This is a genomic window from Streptomyces sp. SID8374, from assembly GCF_009865135.1.
In the GTDB taxonomy this organism is placed as follows: Bacteria; Actinomycetota; Actinomycetes; order Streptomycetales; family Streptomycetaceae; genus Streptomyces.
Genome location: NZ_WWGH01000002.1, coordinates 1,564,447 through 1,583,039, shown reverse-complemented (window position 1 = coordinate 1,583,039; position 18,593 = coordinate 1,564,447). Strand labels below are relative to the sequence as shown.

Here is an 18,593-nt window from a genome sequence, read left to right as displayed (position 1 = left end):
ACAAGCAGGATGAGCAGCGATCCGGCGCCCGTCGTCGAGGCGGGCACGTACCGTCTGCGCAATGTCGGCAGCGGCCTGGTGCTGGAGGTGTACGGCGCCGCCAAGGGCAGTGGTGCCCGGGTGCAGCAGGGCAAGGACGACGGGACGGCGGCCCAGCGGTGGCAGCTGTCCCCGGTCCACGAGGGCGCGGCCCTCTACCACCTGGTCAACGCGCACAGCGGGAAGCGGCTGGACGTCGCGAACGCCGACACGGAGAACGGTGTCCGTATCCAGCAGTGGAAGGCCAACAACTTCGGCGCCCAGGAGTGGCTGATCGAACAGCATCCGGAGGCGCCGGGGACGGTGACGCTGGTGAGCTTCATCAGCGGGCTCGTCATGGAGGTCGCCGACGGTTCGACGGAGGAGGGCGGGACGGTCCAGCAGTGGGAGGACACCGACTCCCCTTTCCAGTGGTGGCAGTTGGAGCCGGTGCCGTCGTCCTGACGGTGGTCGCGGGGCGCGGGGAGGTCTCAGTCGCGGCGGCCGAGGTGGACCGTGCGGGCGGTGAGCAGGAAGACATCGGGCCGGTGGTGGACCGCTGCCGGGTCCTCGGGGTCCAGCAGCCGTTCCAGTACGGCGCGGTCATCGGCGTCGAGGAGTTCGCCGAAGACCTCGTACTCCCGGGTCAACTTGGTGACCACATGCTCGCGGGCGGGCGCGGAGAGCGGGGCCGGCAGGTCCAGCAGGAAGCTGCGCGTGCCCTGCGGGGTCAGGCCGACCGCCGCGATCAGGGCGCTCCAGTCCTCGGCCTCCCGCTTGGCGTCCGGGAGTTCGGTCCGCATCCGGTCGAACCGGGCGGCGGAGGCCGCGCCCATCCGGGCCTCCAGACCGGGCCGTCCGATGCCGAGGTCACGGGGCAGCCGCCGGGTGGGGAGCCCGCCCTCCAGGAGGGCCACGGTCCCGCCGGGACGCAGGAGTTCCGCGAATCCGGCGAGGGCGGCGCGCTGGTCGCCCATGTGGTGCAGGGAGTTACCGGCCCAGATGAGGTCGGCCTCACCCAACCGGTGCGCGTCCTGCGGGAGTTCGGCCTCCACCGTCCGTACGCGGTCGCTGACGCCGAGCCGCCGGGCGCGGTTCTTGGTCCGCTCCAGCAGGGCGGGCGTGGGGTCCACGGCGACGACCTCGGCCTCGGGGAACACCTCGGCCAGCAGGCAGCTGACGACACCGGGGCCGCTGCCGACGTCCAGCACCCGCCGCACCGTCGGCGCGGTCGGCAGGGCGGCGATCCAGCGGGCGGCCTCCTCGTAGGTGCCGCTGTTGAGTTCGGCCTCCTGCTCCAGCATCGGCCCCATGACGTCCCAGTCGAACTCCGTACCCGCGCCCGCGGCGCCTGATCCATGGGTGTGGGCGTGCACTCCGTGGGCGTGCGCTCCGTGCTGGTCGTGGTGGCCGTGTCCGGCGTGGCTGCTCATGGCGCCACCCTCACCGGAGGTCAGCGTCCGGGCAAGTTCTGTTGCCGCTCCGGCAAGTTTCCGCGGTACTCCTGCGGGCTCACCCCCCTCACCCGCTTGAACGCCGTACTGAACGCGAACGGGGCGCCGTAGCCGACCTGCCGTCCCACGGCCTCCACGGTCGCATCGCTCTCCCGGAGCAGATCGGCGGCGAGCGCGAGCCGCCAGCCGGTGAGGTACGCCATCGGGGGCTCGCCCACCAGCTCGGTGAACCGGCGGGCGAGCCCGGCCCGCGACACACCGGCCCGGGCGGCGAGCGAGGCGACGGTCCAGGGGTGCGCCGGATCGTCCTGGAGCAGCCGGAGGGCCACCCCGACGACCGGGTCGCCCATGGCCCGGTACCAGGCGGGGGCCTCCGCGCCCGGCCGGGCGAACCAGGCGCGCAGCACGGCGATGAGCAGCAGGTCGAGGAGCCGGTCCAGCACCACGCGCTGCCCCGGTTCGTCCCTCGCGATCTCCGTGTCCAGCAGCCGCAGCAGCGGTTCGGTCCGGGTGTCGGCGGGGAGCCGGAGCAGCGGGGGCAGGGCGCCGAGCAGACGGCGGCTGATCTCGCCGTCCATCAGATAGGTGCCGACGAGGACCGCCGTGGAGCCATGGGCGGCGTTGCCCCAGGTCCGTACCCCCAGCACCATCTCCTGGGAGAGCGGCTCCCCGTGCAGGGTGGTGCAGTGACCGCCGGGGCCGACCAGCGCGTGCGGCTCGGTGGTGGGCCCGTCCGCGACGGTGTACGGGTGGGGGCCTCGTACCACCGCGACCTCACCGGGCTCCAGGCGCACCGGCCCGGCCCCCTCGGAAGGGACGATCCACGCCACGCCCCGGATGACCGACATCAGGCAGATCGGGGCGCGGTCGGCGACCCGTACCGCCCAGGGCGGCTCCATCACCATGCGCAGCAGGAAGGCGCCCCGGGCCCGCGGTCCGTCCAGGAGTCCGGCGAGAGGGTCCATGGCCGACAGCGTAGACGCGGACGGAGGGAGCTGAGCGTCTGGACGATGTCCTCGGCGGCCGGGGCCCGGAAGTCTGGAGCCATGACGGAAAGCGCGACGACAAGCACGGGAAACACGACGGCGGGCACGGGAAGCGCGAAGGAAAAGACGTATACGAAGCGGTCCGAGGACGCGCGGAGAGGGGCGGAGGCCATGGGAACGGTTCTGGTGACGAGCGGCACCGGCAAGACCGGCCGCCGGGTGGTGGAGCGGCTGGCTTCACGGGGGGTGCCGGTCCGCGCGGGCTCGCGGAGCGGATCGCCGGCCGGTTCGCGGAACGGGCCGTCCGCCGGTCCGCAGGCGGGCGCCCGGAGCGGTGGGGTGCGCTTCGACTGGCAGGACCCGTCGGGGTGGGCGGCCGCGCTGGACGGTGCGGAAGCCGCCTATGCCGCGTACTACCCGGATCTGGCGGTGCCCGGTGCGGCCGAGGCGATGGCGGAGTTCGGGCGGGTCGCGGCGGCGGGCGGGGTGCGCCGGGTGGTGCTCCTGTCGGGGCGCGGCGAGCCTCGGGCGGCCGTCGCCGAGGAGGCGCTGCGGGGTGCGGCCGGGGGCGTCGGGCTGACGGTCGTACGGTCGGCGTTCTTCGCGCAGAACTTCAGCGAGGGCGCCCTGCTGGACGGCGTGCTCGGGGGTGAGCTGGTCTTCCCGGCCGCCTCGACGGCGGAGCCGTTCGTGGACCTGGACGACCTGGCCGATGTGGTGGTGGCGGCGCTGACCGGGGAGGGGCACGCGGGGGCGGTGTACGAGCTGACGGGGCCCCGGAGCATGACGTTCGGGGAGGCGGCGGCGGAGCTGGGGCGGGCGGCGGGGCGGCCGGTGCGGTACGTGCCGGTGAGCGGGGCGGCGTACGCGCAGGCGCTGGAGGGGTTCGGGGTGTCCGGTCCCGAGGCGGGGTTCCTGGCCGAGCTGTTCGCGACGCTGCTGGACGGCCACAACTCCGCCCCCACCGACGATGTGCGGCGAGTGCTGGGGCGGGAGGCGAAGGACTTCACCGTGTTCGCCCGTGAGGCCGCCCGGGGCGGCGCCTGGCACCATGTCCCGGACGACGTCCGGCACGGTGTCGCGCAGGACGTCCCACACGGTGTCGCGCAGGGCTGAACTGGAACGGAGCCCTCCGGCACCTGCGGGCCGGAGGGCACACCGGCGGTACACCCCGGAAACATTGGTTCAACAGAAGAGTGACCGGCATATTGCCCGGGCGGGCCGGTGGCCATAACTTGCCTTTATGGAGCTGGAGTTGCGCCATCTGAGAACCATCCGTGCCATCGCCGACACCGGAAGCCTCACCAAGGCCGCCGCCACGCTGGGCCTCGCCCAGCCCGCTCTCAGCGCCCAGCTGCGGCGGATCGAGAAGGCCCTGGGCGGCACGCTCTTCGAGCGTGACCACACAGGTGCCCGCGCCACTCCGCTCGGCGAGCTGGTGCTGGAGCGGGCCCGGGTGGTGCTGCCCGCGGTGAGCGAACTCCAGGCGGAGGCGGTGCGCTTCGCCAACGCCACCGGGCCGCTGGAACGGTTCCGGCTCGGCGGTACGCACGGCCCGCTGCTCGGCGGGCTGGTCGACCGGATCGCCACGGCGCACCCGGCCGCGCCCGTCTCCACGTACACCTCGTGGTCGGTGGACGAGATCGCCGCCCTGACGATCGACGGGCGCCTCGACTTCGCGCTGATCGGCACCTGCGGCGAGAGCCCGCCCCCGCTGGCCGAGCGGCTGGTCTGGGAGGTGGTGGGGGTGGACCCGGTCTTCGTGATGCTGCCGGAGGGCCATCCGCTGGCCCGGGAGCGGGAGCTGGACCTCGCCGCGCTGGCGGACCAGTGCTGGGCCGATGTGCCGGGGGACGGCTGTTTCGCCGACTGTTTCGCCACGGCCTGCGCACGGGCCGGTTTCACCCCGGTGTCCGTGTACGAGACGGACACCTCGTCCGTCGTCCATCTGGTGCAGGTCGGGCGGGCCATCGGGCTCTGCCGGGCGACGTTCCCGCCGGTTCCCGGCGTGGTGACCCGGCCGCTCGCCGGTGCGCCGCTCAGCTGGCGGCACCTGCTGGGCTGGCACCCGCACTCCCCCGCCGCGGACGCCGCGGCGGTGACGGTGGCCGGGCAGACCCGGGCGGCGTACGCGGAGGCCGTCTCCCGCAGTCCCGTCTACGCCCGGTGGCTCGCCGGGAATCCGCGGTTCGGGCTGGTGAGCTGAGCCGCCCCGCCCGGTGGGCCGGCCTCCGCGGTGGGCGCGCTACTCCGCGCCGTGGGCCGGTGCGGCGGCCGCGACGCGGGCGGCCAGCTCCAGGTCCTTCTCCGTGACCTTGCCGCCCGCGTCGTGCGTATGGACGGACAGGGCCACGGTGTTGTAGCCGAGCGTCAGATCGGAGTGGTGGTTCAGCTCCTCCTGGATCTGCGCGATGTGGACGGTGAGTGCGGCGGCGGCGAAGTGCGACGGCAGCCGGTAGGTCCGGGTGATCCGGTCCCCTTCCAGCGCCCAGCCGGGCAGCGACTCCAGCCGGTGTTCGGTCTCGGTCTTCGACAGCGGTTCGGCGGACATGCAACGGCTCCCGTGGGTCTCGGATGTCGGTGTGCGACCGGACATGTGACGTTACGGTCTTCCCATGACGACTGTCTCCCCCGACACGGGCGTGGGGCCGCTGCTGCGCGGCTGGCGGGAGCAACGGCGCATCAGCCAGCTGGATCTGGCGCTGCGCGCGGACTCCTCGGCCCGCCACATCTCCTTCATCGAGACGGGCCGCTCGCGCCCCAGCGAGGACATGGTCCTGCGCCTGGCCGAGCAGCTGGACATCCCCGTCCGGGAACGCAACGCCCTGCTGGTGGTGGCCGGTTACGCGCCCCGCTACCCGCAGACCCCCCTCGACGACCCCGCGATGGCGGCGGTGCACGAGGGGCTGGACCGGCTGCTGGCGGGGTACAACCCCTACCCCGCGCTCGTCGTCGACGGCACGTACACCGTGGTGGCGGCCAACCGGGGCATCGCCCTGCTCATGGAGGGGGTCGCCGAGGAGCTGCTCACCCCGCCGCTCAACGCCATGCGGATCACCCTCCACCCGGCGGGGCTCGCGCCGCGCATCCTCAACCTGCCGGAGTGGCGGGCGGATCTGCTGGCGCAGATGGAGCGCCAGATCGCGCTCGTACGGTCACCGGAACTGCGCGCGCTGTACGAGGAGGTGGCCGCCTACCCCGTGGCGGGCCGGGGCGACGGTGACCGGGGCGGGGAGCGTACGCCGTCGTTCGCGCTGCCCCTGGTCATCGAACACGGGGACCGGGTGCTGTCGTTCATCGCCTCGATCGCCACGTTCAACACGCCGATGGACGTGACCGTGGCGGAGCTGGCCATCGAGACGTTCCTGCCCGCCGACCGGGAGACCGCGGCCTATCTGCGCGACCGCCTGCCGTAGCCGTCGCCGTCCCCCTGCCCCGGAGCTGGGGGCAGGGGGACGGGCGTTTCCTCGCGTACGGGGTCAGACGCGGGCCCCGTTGTCGAGGGGGTCGCGCCGGGGTGCGCGGGCGCGCTTGGCGGACCTGCCCGGTACGGGCGGTGGTGCGCTGGTGGTGCGTTCCAGGACGAGGGCGCCTGGAACGGCGGTGAAGACCGAGGACCAGGTGCCCACGCAGATGCCGATGAGCAGGGCGAGCGCGAAGTCGGTCAGCGAGTCACCGCCGAGCACCGCGAGGGCGACCAGGATGAAGAGGGCGCCCATCCCGGTGTTGACCGTACGGGGGACGGTCTGGAGCACCGCCCGGCGCGCGATGGTGGCCAGGGGCGCCTTCCGGTCCCCGGCCCACAGCTCCCGCACCCGGTCGAAGACCACCACCGAGTCGTTGACCGAGTAGCCGATGACGGTGAGCAGGGCGGCCAGGAAGATGCCGTCCACGGGGCGCCCCAGCCAGGCGAAGGCGCCCACCACGATGATCACGTCGTGCACCATCGCGGCCACCGACCCCACGGCGAACGTCCAGCGGAACCGGACCGCCAGATAGGCGAGCTGCACGAACACGGCAACGGCCAGGGCGATCAGCGCGTTGCGCCGCAGTTCGTCGCCGAGGCTGGGGCCGATCAGCTCGTCCCGTACCTTCCTGGTCTCACCGCCCTCGGTGGCCAGGGCCGTCCGCAGGGCGTACTCCCCGTCGTTGTCCAGCTTTCCGGTGCGTACGGAGATGTCGCCGTCGCCCGCCGTGGTGACCTCGGCGTCACCGAAGCCGGCCTCGGCGAGCGTGGAGCGGGCGGTCTCGACGTCGACCGGGCGGCTGGTCGAATACTCCACCAGCCGGCCCCCGGTGAACTCCACCCCGAGGTCGACCCCGCGCACCACGATCCCGGCCACGGCGACGGCGACCAGGGCCGTGGAGATGACGAGCCACTGGACCGGCTTCCGGAAGAGCTGGGGGTCCTTGCGGGTCAGCCAGGTCCGTACGCTGCCGGGGCGCGCGATGCCGTTGACGCCCCGGTAGTCGCTGACGAAGCGGGAGCCCGCCGCGATCTCGGTGAGCGCGCGGGCGATGACCAGCGCGGAGAACATCGAGGCGATGACGCCGATGGCCAGGGTGACGCCGAAGCCCTTGACCGGGCCAGAGCCGAGGAAGAACAGCAGCCCGGCCGCGAGGAGCGTGGTGATGTTCGAGTCGGCGACGGCGCTGAACGCCTTCTGGAAACCGGTGGTCAGCGCCGAGCGGAGAGAACGTGACGGCCGGTCCTGGCACTCCTCCCTGGCCCGTTCGAAGACCAGGACGTTCGCGTCGACCGCCATCCCGATGGCCAGGACGAACCCGGCGAGCCCGGGGAGCGTGAGGGTGACACCGAGGCCGACGAGTGCGGCGTACGAGATGACTCCGTACGCGGCGAGGGCGACGGCGGCCAGCGCGCCGAAGAGCCGGTAGACGATGGTGATGAAGAGCGCGGTGAGCGCGGCGCCGATGAGCGCCGCCTGTGCGCTGGCGTCGATGGCGGCGGCCCCGAGCGTCGGGCCGACGGTCCGCTGTTCGACGATCTCGACGGGTACGGGCAGGGCGCCGCCCTTGATGAGCAGGGCCAGGTCGCGGGCCTCCTTCGCGCTGAAGGAGCCGGTGATCTGCGTACCGCCGGAGGGCAGTCCGGCCTGGCAGCCGACCGAGGGGTCGACCTGGGGCGAGGAGATGACCTTCTCGTCCAGGACGATCGCGACGCGCCGCCGTTCGTCCCCGGCGGGGTGGCAGGCGGCCTCACCGGTGAGCTCCGTCCAGTCCTTCCCGGCGTCCTTGTGGAAGTCCAGCTTCACGGTCCAGCCGGCCGCCTGCTGGGCCTCGAAGGAGGCGGTGGCGTCCTTGACGCCCGCACCGGAGAGGCGGGCGGGGCCGAGGTCGAGTTGCGTCCCCTGTTCATCGGGGAGGACCAGCCGGTCGGTCCTCTTCTCGGACCCGGACCCGGCCTCGGGCTGGGCCTCGGGGTCGGTGCCCGGAGGCATGGCGCCCTGGACGGCGTGGAAGCTGAGCTGGGCGGTACGGCCGATGACGGCGGCGGCCCGGCGCGGGTCCTGGACGTCGGGCAGTTCGACGATGATGCGGTCCTCGCCGGAGCGGGTGAGGACGGGTTCGGCGACCCCGAGGGAGTCGATGCGCTGGCGCAGGACCTCCAGCGTGCGGTCGGTGGTCTCCCGGTTCGCCTCGACGGTGGCGGAGTCCTTGGCCTGGAGCACCATACGGGTGCCGCCCTGGAGGTCGAGGCCGAGTCTGGGTGACATGGTCAGCGTGATGAAGACGGAGACGAGCAGCACGGCGGCAGCCAGAACCGCTCGCACCGTGGTGGCGCGAGTCATGGAAATCCTCCGGTGGGGCGTCGGCCGCCCTCACCTCAGCGAGGACGCGACGCCGGATCGGCAGAGCAGGGCCGGTGGCCGGCCGGGTGACCGGCACTCGTGCCCGGAGGACCACGGACACCGGGCAGGGCACCCCGGCGGCCGGAGGGCGTGGCGAAGGATGCGTCGGAGACTCGCTCGGCCCGGCCGCACGGCACGATGGGCCCGGGCGGGCGGGTCAGCAGCCCTTCGTAGGACGGCGGGGGCGCGTGGCCGATGAGGTGAGCGCGCCCGATGCCCGCCCGGGGGGCCTGGTGGCTCGGATCGGCGACCGGTGACCGCTCGTGGAGGGCTTGGGCGCGCGGCTGGGCGGGGCTGGTGCGGAGGTGGGGGTGGCTGGGGGCGGGCCGGATGTGGGAGTGGCTGGGGCCGGGCCGCTGGTCGCGGGCGTTGCGTCCGCCGGTTCCGGGGCCGGTGGGGCTCGGGGCCGGGCGGGTGCGCCGCAGGTCCTGGTGCGGGCCGCCGGGGTGGGCGGTGCGGTCGGTCTGCGGGGTGGGCGCCGGGGCCTTCGGCGCGTACGCGGCGATGGAGGCGAGGCTGTTGAGGGCGGCGGGCAGCGCGGCGCCTGCGGCGGGGGCGCCACCGACCAGGGCGAGGACGGCGAGCACCAGCGCGGCCAGCACGCTCCGGGCGCGGTGCGCCGGGCCGGTCGGCGCGCTCGGTGTCCGGTGCGTCGGGACGATCGGAGTGCTCCGGAAGCCACCCAACGAACGGGGCGGCACGCTCGGTGCCCGGTGCGTCGGGACGGTCGGCGTGCTCCGGGAGCCACCCACCGAGCGGGGCAGCACGGTCGGTGCCCGGTGCGTCGGGACGGTCGGCGTCCTTTGGGAGCCAGGTGCTGAACGGGTCGGCGCACTCTGGGAGCCACGCGCCGGGACAGTCGGCGCGCCCGGGAAGCCGCCCACCGAAAAAGTCGGCACGCCCGGTGCCCCGTGCGCCGAAGCGGTCGGCACGCCCGGTGCCCGCTGCTCCGGGCAGGTCGGCACGCTGCCGCGGCCAGGTGCCGAAAGAGTCGGCTCGCTCCGGGACCCACCCACCGAACCGGGCGGCACGGTCGGTGCCCCGTGCGCCGGGCTGGTCGGCACGCTCGGTGTCCGGTGCGTCGGGACAGTCGGCGCGCGCCCGGAGCCAGGTGCCGAAAGCATCGGCTCGCTCCGGGAGTTCCCCGCCGGGCCGGTCTGCCACGGCCGGAGCGCGGTACCCCGGGGCGGCCCCGGGTGCGGGGTCACCTCGGTCGGCCGGGCAGGGAGGCGGTGGGTGTCACTCCGTGGCGGAGCACGGAGCTGAGGATCTGTCCGGCGCCACGGACGACGGCGGTCGACGGGTCCTCGGCCAGCCGCACGCGCGTGCCGAGGCACCGGGCGAGGCGATCGGTGACGTCGGGGCGCAGCGCCCCACCGCCCGCGAGCACCGGGCCCTTGCGCAGGGCGCCGCGGATCGCGCCGTTCCGGTCCTGCCGCCACATGGACTTCACCATGTCGAGGACCGTGGCCACCAGGGTGGCGGGCAGCGTCGCCGGGTCCAGGTCGCTCAGCCCGCTCTCGGCCTGCCGGGCGTCGGCGATCCGGCCGCCGACGAGGAGCGTCACCTCGGTCAGCTCGGCGCCCATGTCGACGACGAGCAGCGGCCCGGCGTCGTGCGGCCCGGCGTACGCGGCGGCGGCCCGGGCGCTGCTCAGGACGAGGACGCGCGTGGGCCCCAGCCCGGCGAGCAGCTCCCGCGCGGCGTTGCGGTGGACGGCCCCGGCGAGGACGGGGTGGCTGAGGACGATCACGCTGTCCGTGCGGTCGGGGCCCAGGGCCGCGTCGGCGATGCGGCCGAGCAGCCGTCCGCAGGACTCGGGGTCGACGATGCGCCCGCGCCGGACGGGCCGCCCGGCCTCCCCGTCCGGGCCGTCGAAGGGGCCGCCGCTGTCGAGGAGGGTGCCGGTGACCAGGCCGTGGCCGGGCACCCAGGCCCGGGTGCGGGAGCTGCCGAGGTCGAGGGCGAGTCCCCGGGCGGCCACGGTCCTGCCGCCGAGCCGGCGGTGTCCGTGGCGCACCCGGAGCGCCCCGGGCCCACGCCCGGTTCCGAGCCCCTCGGCCCCGCTTCCGTCACGAAGCGGTCCGGGACCCTCGCCGGAGGGGCGGGGTCCTTCGCCGAGCGGCCCGCGCCCGTCGCCGGACCGTACGGTCCCGCGCATGGCCGAAGGGTCATGGTGCGCCGGGCCGGGGAGCCCGCCACCGGGCCGACCTGACAGGGGGACGGCACGACCGCGTCGCTGTCCGTCGTACGGAGAACGCATCGCCCCTCACCCCCGGCCGGCCACCCGCAGCCGCCCACGCACCCATCGGCCCGCTGATAGCGAGGCATGACCAAGCCATCACTATGCAATACCGGGTGAGGGAAAGCCACTTCCCTCCCGATTCGAAGGCGCCGAACCGTCTCAGACCTCCACGGCCTCGGCGACCACCACGGTGCCCGCGCTCTCGGCCGTCCCGTTCACCGTCTCGGTCGGCTTCTCCCCCGCCTCCACGGTCTCGGCGGTCTCGGCGGCCTCGGCGTCGTCGGCGCCCTCGGCGCCCACGGCCTTCCCGGACTCAGCATCCTCAGCGGCCTCACCCAACTCCCCGGCCACCCCAACCACCGAAGCCTCCCCGCTCTCCCCCACCAAGAACTCCGCGACCAGCTCCGCGAACTCCTCCGGCCCCGCGATCCGGATCCCCAGCCCCTCCGCCTTCGTCCGCTTCGAGCCGGCCTTCTCCCCCGCGACCAGCAAGCTGGTGCGCGCCGAGACGCTGGAGGACGACTTGCCGCCCGCCCTCTCGATCAGCTCGTTCATCTGGTTGCGCGACAGCTTCTCCAGCGCCCCGGTCATCGCCCCCGTGACCACCACCTTCATCCCCGCCAGCGGCAGTTCGGCGCCGGTCCCCGCCGCCTCCTCCTCCGTGCCGGGCTCCGGCGGCGGCGTGGCCCCCGGCTCCGTCATCGTCACCCCGGCCCGGACGAGCTTCTCGATCAGCGGGGCCAGCTCCTCCAGCTCGGCGACGACCGCCGTGGCCTTCTCCTTGCCGATGCCGTCGACCCGCTGGAGCGACTCGGCGTCGGCGGCGACGATGTGGTCCATGGTCGCGAAGTACCGCGCGATCCTGCGGGACATGGAGCGCCCCGTCCCCCGTACACCCAGGGCGCAGAAGACCCGGGACAGCGGGCGGGTGCGGGCGGTCTCGATGGCGGCGAGGAGATTGTCGGTGGAGGTCTCGCCCATCCGGTCCAAGGCGAGCAGCTGCTCCCGCTCCAGGGTGAACAGGTCGGCGAAGTCCGTGACGAGGCCCGCGTCGACGAGCTGGACGACCCGGGTGGCCCCGAGGCCTTCGATGTCCAGCTGGTCGCGGCCGGCGGCGTACGACACGGAGGCGACCAGGCGGCAGTTGCGGCCGCGCGTGCAGCGCCAGCGCTGCTCGCTCGTGTCGATCTCGGACCCGCACTGCGGGCAGCTCGCCGGGAACTCGATCGGCGTCTCGTCACCCGTACGCAGATGGGCGACGGGGGCCTCGATGCGCGGGATGATGTCGCCCGCCTTGTAGACCATGACCTGGTCGCCCAGGCGAAGATCGCGGCGGGTGATGTCGGCCGGGTTGTGCAGCGTGGCGTAGCTGACGGTGGATCCGTCGATCTCGACGGGCTCCAGGACGGCGCGCGGCGCGATGATGCCGGTGCGGCCCACGTTCCACTCGACGGCGAGCAGGCGGGTGATCTTCTCCACGGCGGGGAGCTTGTAGGCGATGGCCCAGCGCGGCGCCCGGGTGCCGGAACCGGCCTCGTGCCGGTCGGCCGCGAGGTCCGCCTTGATCACGATGCCGTCGATGCCGAACGGCAGCGCGGCGCGCCGGGCGCCTATCTCCTCCACCCGCGCCTGCACCTCCGCCGCGGTGGTCACCCGGAGCGGCGCCACCTCCGTGGCCGCGGCCGTGTGCACGCCGAGCCCGGCGACGTACGCGAGAAGTTCGCTGTGGGGCAGCTCGGTCAGGGTCGCGGCGAGCTCGCCCGAGTCGGCGAGCGGGAGGGCGCCGTAGGCGAAGAAGGTCGTCTCCACCCGGTACGCCCGGTCCTTGGCGCGGAGCGTGCCCGCCGCCCCGTTGCGCGGGTTGGCGAAGGGGGCTCCGCCGTGCTCCGTGCGGATCGCGTTGCCCTGCTCGAACTGCTCGTTCGTCATGAGGATTTCGCCGCGCACCTCGATGGTCACCGGCGCGTCCAGCCGCTCGGGCAGTCCGACGACCGCCGGGGCCGCGTGCGAGACGTCCTCGCCCGCCGTGCCGTCGCCACGGGTGATCAGCTGCTCCAGGCGGCCCTCCCGATAGCGGGCGGCGACCGCCAGGCCGTCCAGCTTCGGCTCCACGCTCCAGGCTTCGACCGGTCTGCCGATCCGCCGCTCCAGCGAAACGGTCCACGTCACGAACTGCTCGGCCGAGAACACGTTGTCCAGCGAGAGCATCGGCACCGTGTGCGGAACGTCGCCGACGGCGGCCCCGCCCGCGACCTTGCCGGTCGGTGATGACTCGAGTATCTCGTCGGGATGGTCCGCCTCGTACGCCGCGATTCCCCGCGCCAGCCGGTCGTACGCGTCGTCGTCGAGGGTGCTCTCGCCCGTGGCGTAGTACGCGGCGGCGGCCTGGGAGGCCTCTTCGACCGCGGCGGCGTAGGCGGCGGCATCGGCGAGCACAGCGGCTGAGTTCGTCATGGTGACCATCCTGCCGTCCACCACTGACAACGCCCCCGCCACCGCCTCCCCGCCACGGAGTGGAACGACAGACTCCGGAGGCCTTGAGGGAGAGCGCTCTCCCATCCATCTGACCCCCAAGTACCCTTACTGGCCCGCCCGTTGCAGTGCTTGCGCATTCTCTTGACATGCACAGGCGGCGCTCTTACGTTCCAACGAGAGAGCGCTCTCTACCTCACGATCAAGGAACCTCCCCCCACTTCCGAACAGGAGTGCCGTGCTCTTCCGTAACCGAAACAGCAGCGAACACCGCCGCCGACGATCCCCCCGCACCTGGCGCTACAGAGTCGCCGGGCTCGCCGCCGCAGCTCTTGCCGTCTCCCTCGTCCAGGCCAATGTCGGCAACGCCGCGGCCGACCGGGCCGCCGCCGAGGTCGCCCCCAAGGCGGCCGCCGACGTGGTGCGGGTGGCCGAGTTCCTGGCCGAGTGCCCCTACACCCACCGGGCCCCCGACGACCCGATCGTCTTCCCGGGCCTGCCGGGCGCCTCCCACATGCACAGCTTCTTCGGCAACGACACCACCAACGGGAACTCGAACCTGGAGTCCCTGGAGAAAGGCCGCACGACCTGCTCGCCCGACACCGACCTCTCCTCGTACTGGGTGCCCACCCTGTACGACGGCGACCGGGAGGTGGAGCCCACCGGGACCACCTTCTACTACCTGGGCGAAGGGGTCCGCGACGACGTCATCCGGCAGATCCAGCCCTTCCCCAAGGGCCTGCGCATCGTCGCGGGCAACGCCGTCGCCACCGGCCCCGCGGACAACACCATCGCCCGCTGGTCCTGCCTGCACGCCGGTCACGTCGACCCCTCGCAGGACTTCGTGAACTGTCCGGCCGGCACGATGCTTGAGTCCTACCTGGACTTCCCGCAGTGCTGGAACGGTACGGATCTCGACTCGCCCAACCACAAGAGCCACATGGCCTACCCGGTGGCCGGCGAGTGCCCGTCGACCCACCCGGTGCCGGTGCCCAAGCTCCGTCAGGTGCTGCGCTATCCGGTCAACGGCGACCCGGCCCGCTTCCGGCTGGCGTCGGGCCCCGGCTACACGATGCACGGCGACTTCTTCAACGTATGGCCGGAACAGGAGCTGGCGCAGCGCGTACGTGACTGCATCAACGCCATCGTGAAGTGCGGCTTCGACGGCACTCCCTGATCCGACGTCACCCGCCTCCCACCCGGTGTCCGCCCCGGGGCCCAGGCCCCGGGGTGGCGCCCTCCGCCCGGCCCAGGACACCCCATGAACCGTTCCACCCCCGCCAGGCCCCTCGCCGCGCTGACCCTGCTCGCCGTGCTGGGGCTGACCGCGACGGCCGGCTGCTCCTCCGCGACGGAGGCCCCGCCGAAGCCCCCGCCCCGCCCCGCCGCCTCGGCGTCGGCCACCCCCGCCCCCACCGACGCCGCCTGGCTCCAGTTGATGACCCCGATGAACGAGAAGGCGGTGGCGCTGCTCACCCTCGCCGCCGACCGGGCCACCGAGCCCCGGCTGCGGGCCTTCGCCACCCGGCTGCGCGACGGCCAGGAAGCCGAACTCGGCCGCCTGCGGCCCCTGCTGGCCCGGATGGGGCTTCCCGACACCGATGTGCACGCGGGCCACGACATGCCCGGCATGGTGACGGAACGGGACCTCGAAGCGGCGAAGGCAGCCGAAGGAGCCGCATTCGACCGGCTGTTCCTGACCCAGATCCGCGACCATCTGCGCCACTCCGCACAGGTGTCGCGGTCCGAGGTCACCGCGGGCGCCCGGGCCGACGCCAAGCGGCTGGCCGCCGCCCTGGTCACCGCGCGCGAGGCCGCGCTCACCGAGCTGGAAGGGCTCCCGGAGGCTGCGCGGGCCCTCGGCTGACCGGCGCCCTGGGCTGCGGGTATAAAGGGCTGCATGACAGCCGAAGTGGAGCCGCCCGTACGCCCGACCTTGGAGGACGTGGCGGCCGTGGCCGGTGTCTCACGGGCCACCGTGTCGCGGGTGATCAACGGAGCCACCACGGTGGACCCCGCCCTGCGCACCGTGGTCGAGGAGGCGGTGGCGACCACCGGGTACGTGCCCAACCGCGCGGCGCGCTCCCTGGTGACCCGGCGTACCGACTCCGTGGCGCTGGTGATCTCGGAGCGTGAACGGCGTCCGGTCTCCGAGCCGTTCGCCGGGCGGATGTTCTCCGACCCCTACTTCGGCCGGGTCGTCAGCGGGCTCCTCGAAGTGCTGCGTCCCGCGGGCATCCAGATGGTACTGATGCTGGCGGACGACGAGCCGTCCCGCACCCAGCTGCTCTCCTACCTGCGCCACGGCCACGTCGACGGCGTCGTCCTGGTCACCTCGCACGCGGACGACCCGCTGCCCGGCCTGCTTCAGGAGACCCGGCTGCCCGCCGTGCTCGCGGGCCGCCCGCCGCAGCCGTCGTCGCTCGCCTATGTGGAGGTCGACCAGCAGGCCGGGGCGCGGCTCGCGGCCGACCATCTGGCCGCGCTGGGGCGGCGCCGTATCGGGACCATCTCGGGTCCGCAGGACCGGCCCGCGGGGCAGGTCCGGCTCGCGGGGTTCCTGGAGGCCCTCGCCGCGCACGGCATCGAGGACGTGGCCTGCGCCGAGGGTGACTTCACGCATCTGGGCGGGGCGGCGGCGATGCGCCGGCTGCTGGCGGAACAGCCCGGTCTGGACGGGGTGTTCATCGCCTCGGACCTGATGGCTCTGGGCGCGCTCCCGGTGCTCCAGCGGGCCGGGCGCGACGTACCGTCCGATGTGGCCGTGGTCGGTTTCGACGACAGCAGCGCGGCCGCCGCCTGCGATCCGCCGCTGACCACGGTGCGCCAGCCCGTGGAGGAGATGGCGGCGGAGATGGCCCGGCTGCTGCTGAAGCAGATCGGCGGTCCCGGCGGCCCCTCGCCCTCCGTGGTCTTCCCGCCGACGCTGGTACGACGGCAGTCGGCCTGAGCCGAGAACGCTGAGCCGGGCCCCTGAACCGGGAGTCGCTCAGCCGGGGCGGTCAGCCGGGGGACGCTGAGCCAGGGTCGTTGAGCCGAAGGGCCCTGAGCCGAGGCTGCTGATCCAGGGGACGCCGAGCCGAGGGCCGCGCGTTCAGCCCCGTGACTCCGGAAGCGGGATCTCGCGGAGCACCGGTGGTGGTTTCCGCGCGTCCGGACTCGGAACATCGACCCGCCCCTGACCGTCGGCGGCCCCCTCCCCCGGGAACGGCTCGTCCGCCCGGGCGGCCCCCGTGAACCCCTCCGCCCGCACCGGCACCTGGGGCCCGGAGAACTCCAGCAGCCAGCGGGTCAGCACCCGGTGCACCGCCTCCGCGCCCACCAGCCCGCCGCCAGGCGGCATCGGCGCGCCCTCGGCGGTCTCCGCGGCCACGATGTCCAGCGGGTCCGTCATCCCGCGCGGCCAGAGCAGGAACGGCCGGGACTGCTCACCGCCCAGCCCGCCGTGCGAACCGATCTGCTCCTCGAAGGCGTGCACGGTGCCGGTCTCGGGGTCGTACATCGAGTTGACCATGATGTCGGCGACGTGCGGGAAGGTGTCGGTGCGCCGTACGGCGGCGGCCGCGCCGGTACCGAAGACGGCGAGCGGCCCCTCGCCGTCGGCCAGTTCGGCGACGGGGACCTCCGTCCCGCCCGGCCCGAGCACCACGGAGCCGTGTTCCTTACTGCGTACGAGGAGGAAGCCGACCCCCGGATGGTTCGCGAGCGTGGAGAGGAGAGCCGGGTTGCGGCGGTCGATCTGTTCGCGCGAGGCGCGCCCCTCGATGTCGGGGAACGAGATCAGGCCGAGGTTGCCGGAGGCCAGCACGATCGGTTCGGAGCGCTTGGCCGCCTGCTCCGCCTCCGGTTCCACCTCGGCGGGCGGGCGGTGCAGGGCGATGCGGACCGCGTCCCGTGCCTCGGAGGCGCTGTGCGTGCCACGGGCCCGGCGCGGTACGGGGAGCCCGCACCCCGCCCGTACCAGGTCCTTGAGCGTCAGCCCGTACCTTCCGGCGAACGTCTCGCCGGGGCTCTGGCCGTGGTCGGAGAGGAGCACGATCCGGTACGTACGCGGGGTGTGGTCGGCGATCTTGGCGATCAGCGCGAGCGAGCGGTCGAGGCGCTGGAGGACCTTCTCGGCGTCGCGGCTGTGCGGTCCGGAGTGGTGGGCGACCTCGTCGTAGGCGACCAGGTCGGCGTAGACGGCGGTGCGTCCGGCGAACATGTCGCCGAGGACGGCGGAGACGACCACATCGCGCTCCACGACGGTGGCGAAGGCCCGGATGAAGGGGTAGAGGCCGCCGCGCTTGACGCGTGGGGTGACGTGCCGGAGGCGGGCCCGGGTCGACTGGCCGATCTCACGGCCCACCTCGGCGGCGAACGAGAGCGCGGTACGGACGGCGTTGGCCGGGTCGGAGAAGTAGGCGAAGTATCCGGAGCGGGAGCGCCGGCCCTTGCCGCGCCGGGCGGCCATGGAGAGGACCAGGGCGAGCTGTCCGGCGCCGCCGCTGAAGAGGTTGCCGCGGCTGGCGCCGTCGATGGTGAGCAGGCCGCTGTCCCGGGTGCGGGCGATGGCGCGGCGCTGCATCTCCAAGGCGCTGGCGGGGCGGCTGGAGACCATGACGGTGCCGGTCTCCTTCTCGTACCAGCGGAAGGCGGGGACGTCGTGGTTGGAGCCGTGCAGGATGGCGAGCTGGCTGGCGCCGGTCTGGCTGGACCAGTCGGTGCGCCAGGGGGTGAGGCGGTGTCCGGAGGAGTCGGCGAGCCAGCCCGCGACGGTCGGCATGAGCCCGTCGGCCGCCGCCTTCACCAGGACGTCGTGGCCGACGCCGTCCAGCTGGAGGAAGACCGTGCCGGGCGGTCCGTCGCGCTCGGGTCCCAGGATGTCCGGGGAGCCGCGTCGGCGGCGCCGGTCGGCGAGGCGGGAGAGCCTGCGGCGGTAGGCCTCGTCGTCGCGGACCGCGAGCGCGGTGGAGGTGGCGGAAGCGACGGCGGACATCACGGCGGCGACGACCACCGCGGTCTCCGGGGCGGCGTCCCCGCGCCCGTCCGGGATGAGGCGCAGCGCGATCAGCAGCAGCGAGCCGTTGAGGAAGAAGACCAGCGCGCCGAGGACGAGCGCGGGGACGATGAGCAGGGCCCGGACGAGGACGGGCCACACCAGCGCGGAGAGCAGGCCGAACGCGCCCGCGCCCCAGGCCGCCGTGAACGCGGTACGGGTGATGGTGTCGCCGTCGTCGGACTGGAGCTGGAAGTCGGGCAGGATGCCGGCGAGCGCGAGCATGGTGAGGGTGGAGACCGCCCAGACCGCGACGACCCGCATCAGCGCGCCGCCCGCCGTACGCCATCGCGCCGTACGCCACCCCGGCGTACGCCGTCTCCGCTCGTCCACGCCGGTCCACCTCACGCCTTCTCCACTGCGGACCCGTACGTCAGGAGCCCGCTCCCCAGCTTTTCACAGCGTCGGCCCCGGTCAGGGGCCGTCGTGGTGGAGGCCGGGGGGCGCATAGGCTCGTAGGGGCCGCGCCTGTTCCGTACGGGTGTGGGCGGGGCCGCTCCGGGGCATGGG

Annotated in this window: 15 protein-coding genes; 7 read left to right on the top strand and 8 right to left on the bottom strand. The window is 73.8% G+C overall.

What is annotated here, in order from left to right; all coding sequences use genetic code 11:
• The first annotated feature begins 9 nt into the window (after positions 1–9).
• Entirely contained in the window at positions 10–483 is a 474-nt protein-coding gene (locus GTY67_RS30375; protein ID WP_161281148.1) for an RICIN domain-containing protein, read from the top strand.
• Between the two features lie 26 nt (positions 484–509).
• Here the strand turns inward: GTY67_RS30375 and GTY67_RS30370 are convergent, their stop codons facing one another.
• Positions 510–1,451 (bottom strand): class I SAM-dependent methyltransferase, encoded by a 942-nt coding sequence (locus tag GTY67_RS30370; protein WP_161281147.1) that lies wholly within the window; start codon positions 1,449–1,451, stop codon positions 510–512.
• Between the two features lie 20 nt (positions 1,452–1,471).
• Positions 1,472–2,437, bottom strand: coding sequence for an AraC family transcriptional regulator (locus tag GTY67_RS30365; RefSeq protein WP_161281146.1), 966 nt, complete (start codon positions 2,435–2,437; stop codon positions 1,472–1,474).
• 192 nt (positions 2,438–2,629) lie between these two features.
• On the opposite strand from GTY67_RS30365, the gene GTY67_RS30360 reads away from it, so the two are divergent.
• A complete protein-coding gene (locus GTY67_RS30360; protein ID WP_237502955.1) occupies positions 2,630–3,574 on the top strand; it encodes an NAD(P)H-binding protein in 945 nt (314 codons plus the stop codon).
• Positions 3,575–3,701: 127 nt separating this feature from the next.
• Positions 3,702–4,664 carry a LysR family transcriptional regulator gene (locus GTY67_RS30355; protein WP_161281144.1) on the top strand — a complete coding sequence of 321 codons (963 nt, stop codon included), beginning with the start codon at positions 3,702–3,704 and terminating at the stop codon, positions 4,662–4,664.
• 39 nt (positions 4,665–4,703) lie between these two features.
• Here the strand turns inward: GTY67_RS30355 and GTY67_RS30350 are convergent, their stop codons facing one another.
• Positions 4,704–5,009: a 4a-hydroxytetrahydrobiopterin dehydratase gene (locus GTY67_RS30350; RefSeq protein WP_093693739.1), complete on the bottom strand. Its 306-nt coding sequence runs from the start codon at positions 5,007–5,009 to the stop codon at positions 4,704–4,706.
• A gap of 64 nt (positions 5,010–5,073) precedes the next feature.
• Between GTY67_RS30350 and GTY67_RS30345 the strand changes: the two genes are divergently transcribed.
• Complete coding sequence (locus tag GTY67_RS30345) at positions 5,074–5,874, top strand: helix-turn-helix transcriptional regulator (RefSeq protein ID WP_161281143.1); 801 nt, start codon at positions 5,074–5,076, stop codon at positions 5,872–5,874.
• Between the two features lie 63 nt (positions 5,875–5,937).
• On the opposite strand, the gene secD is transcribed toward GTY67_RS30345, so the two are convergent.
• The 4 genes from secD to ligA form a co-directional block, all read right to left on the bottom strand.
• Positions 5,938–8,268, bottom strand: coding sequence for a protein translocase subunit SecD (gene secD / locus GTY67_RS30340; RefSeq protein WP_161281142.1), 2,331 nt, complete (start codon positions 8,266–8,268; stop codon positions 5,938–5,940).
• 35 nt (positions 8,269–8,303) lie between these two features.
• Positions 8,304–8,930 (bottom strand): hypothetical protein, encoded by a 627-nt coding sequence (locus tag GTY67_RS30335; RefSeq protein WP_161281141.1) that lies wholly within the window; start codon positions 8,928–8,930, stop codon positions 8,304–8,306.
• Between the two features lie 602 nt (positions 8,931–9,532).
• Entirely contained in the window at positions 9,533–10,312 is a 780-nt protein-coding gene (locus GTY67_RS30330; RefSeq protein WP_343238814.1) for a rod shape-determining protein, read from the bottom strand.
• A gap of 420 nt (positions 10,313–10,732) precedes the next feature.
• Complete coding sequence (gene ligA, locus GTY67_RS30325; RefSeq protein ID WP_237502953.1) at positions 10,733–13,027, bottom strand: NAD-dependent DNA ligase LigA; 2,295 nt, start codon at positions 13,025–13,027, stop codon at positions 10,733–10,735.
• Positions 13,028–13,283: 256 nt separating this feature from the next.
• Between ligA and GTY67_RS30320 the strand changes: the two genes are divergently transcribed.
• The 3 genes from GTY67_RS30320 to GTY67_RS30310 all read left to right on the top strand — a co-directional run bounded on the left by GTY67_RS30320 (position 13,284) and on the right by GTY67_RS30310 (position 15,995).
• Positions 13,284–14,222 carry a DUF1996 domain-containing protein gene (locus GTY67_RS30320; RefSeq protein WP_093693776.1) on the top strand — a complete coding sequence of 313 codons (939 nt, stop codon included), beginning with the start codon at positions 13,284–13,286 and terminating at the stop codon, positions 14,220–14,222.
• Positions 14,223–14,306: 84 nt separating this feature from the next.
• Entirely contained in the window at positions 14,307–14,912 is a 606-nt protein-coding gene (locus tag GTY67_RS30315) for a DUF305 domain-containing protein (protein ID WP_161281140.1), read from the top strand.
• Positions 14,913–14,945: 33 nt separating this feature from the next.
• Positions 14,946–15,995 carry a LacI family DNA-binding transcriptional regulator gene (locus GTY67_RS30310; RefSeq protein ID WP_093693778.1) on the top strand — a complete coding sequence of 350 codons (1,050 nt, stop codon included), beginning with the start codon at positions 14,946–14,948 and terminating at the stop codon, positions 15,993–15,995.
• A 144-nt stretch (positions 15,996–16,139) separates the two neighbouring features.
• On the opposite strand, the gene GTY67_RS30305 is transcribed toward GTY67_RS30310, so the two are convergent.
• Positions 16,140–18,347: a phage holin family protein gene (locus GTY67_RS30305; protein ID WP_161281646.1), complete on the bottom strand. Its 2,208-nt coding sequence runs from the start codon at positions 18,345–18,347 to the stop codon at positions 16,140–16,142.
• Positions 18,348–18,593 lie beyond the last annotated feature (246 nt).

Bases quoted from the DNA above. Each gene is read 5' to 3' on its own strand.
- GTY67_RS30375 (WP_161281148.1), top strand. From the start codon at position 10: ATGAGCAGCGATCCGGCGCCCGTCGTCGAGGCGGGCACGTACCGTCTG.
- GTY67_RS30370 (WP_161281147.1), bottom strand. From the start codon at position 1,451: ATGAGCAGCCACGCCGGACACGGCCACCACGACCAGCACGGAGCGCAC.
- GTY67_RS30365 (WP_161281146.1), bottom strand. From the start codon at position 2,437: ATGGACCCTCTCGCCGGACTCCTGGACGGACCGCGGGCCCGGGGCGCC.
- GTY67_RS30360 (WP_237502955.1), top strand. From the start codon at position 2,630: ATGGGAACGGTTCTGGTGACGAGCGGCACCGGCAAGACCGGCCGCCGG.
- GTY67_RS30355 (WP_161281144.1), top strand. From the start codon at position 3,702: ATGGAGCTGGAGTTGCGCCATCTGAGAACCATCCGTGCCATCGCCGAC.
- GTY67_RS30350 (WP_093693739.1), bottom strand. From the start codon at position 5,009: ATGTCCGCCGAACCGCTGTCGAAGACCGAGACCGAACACCGGCTGGAG.
- GTY67_RS30345 (WP_161281143.1), top strand. From the start codon at position 5,074: ATGACGACTGTCTCCCCCGACACGGGCGTGGGGCCGCTGCTGCGCGGC.
- secD (WP_161281142.1), bottom strand. From the start codon at position 8,268: ATGACTCGCGCCACCACGGTGCGAGCGGTTCTGGCTGCCGCCGTGCTG.
- ligA (WP_237502953.1), bottom strand. From the start codon at position 13,027: ATGACGAACTCAGCCGCTGTGCTCGCCGATGCCGCCGCCTACGCCGCC.
- GTY67_RS30315 (WP_161281140.1), top strand. From the start codon at position 14,307: ATGAACCGTTCCACCCCCGCCAGGCCCCTCGCCGCGCTGACCCTGCTC.
- GTY67_RS30310 (WP_093693778.1), top strand. From the start codon at position 14,946: ATGACAGCCGAAGTGGAGCCGCCCGTACGCCCGACCTTGGAGGACGTG.
- GTY67_RS30305 (WP_161281646.1), bottom strand. From the start codon at position 18,347: ATGCGGGTCGTCGCGGTCTGGGCGGTCTCCACCCTCACCATGCTCGCG.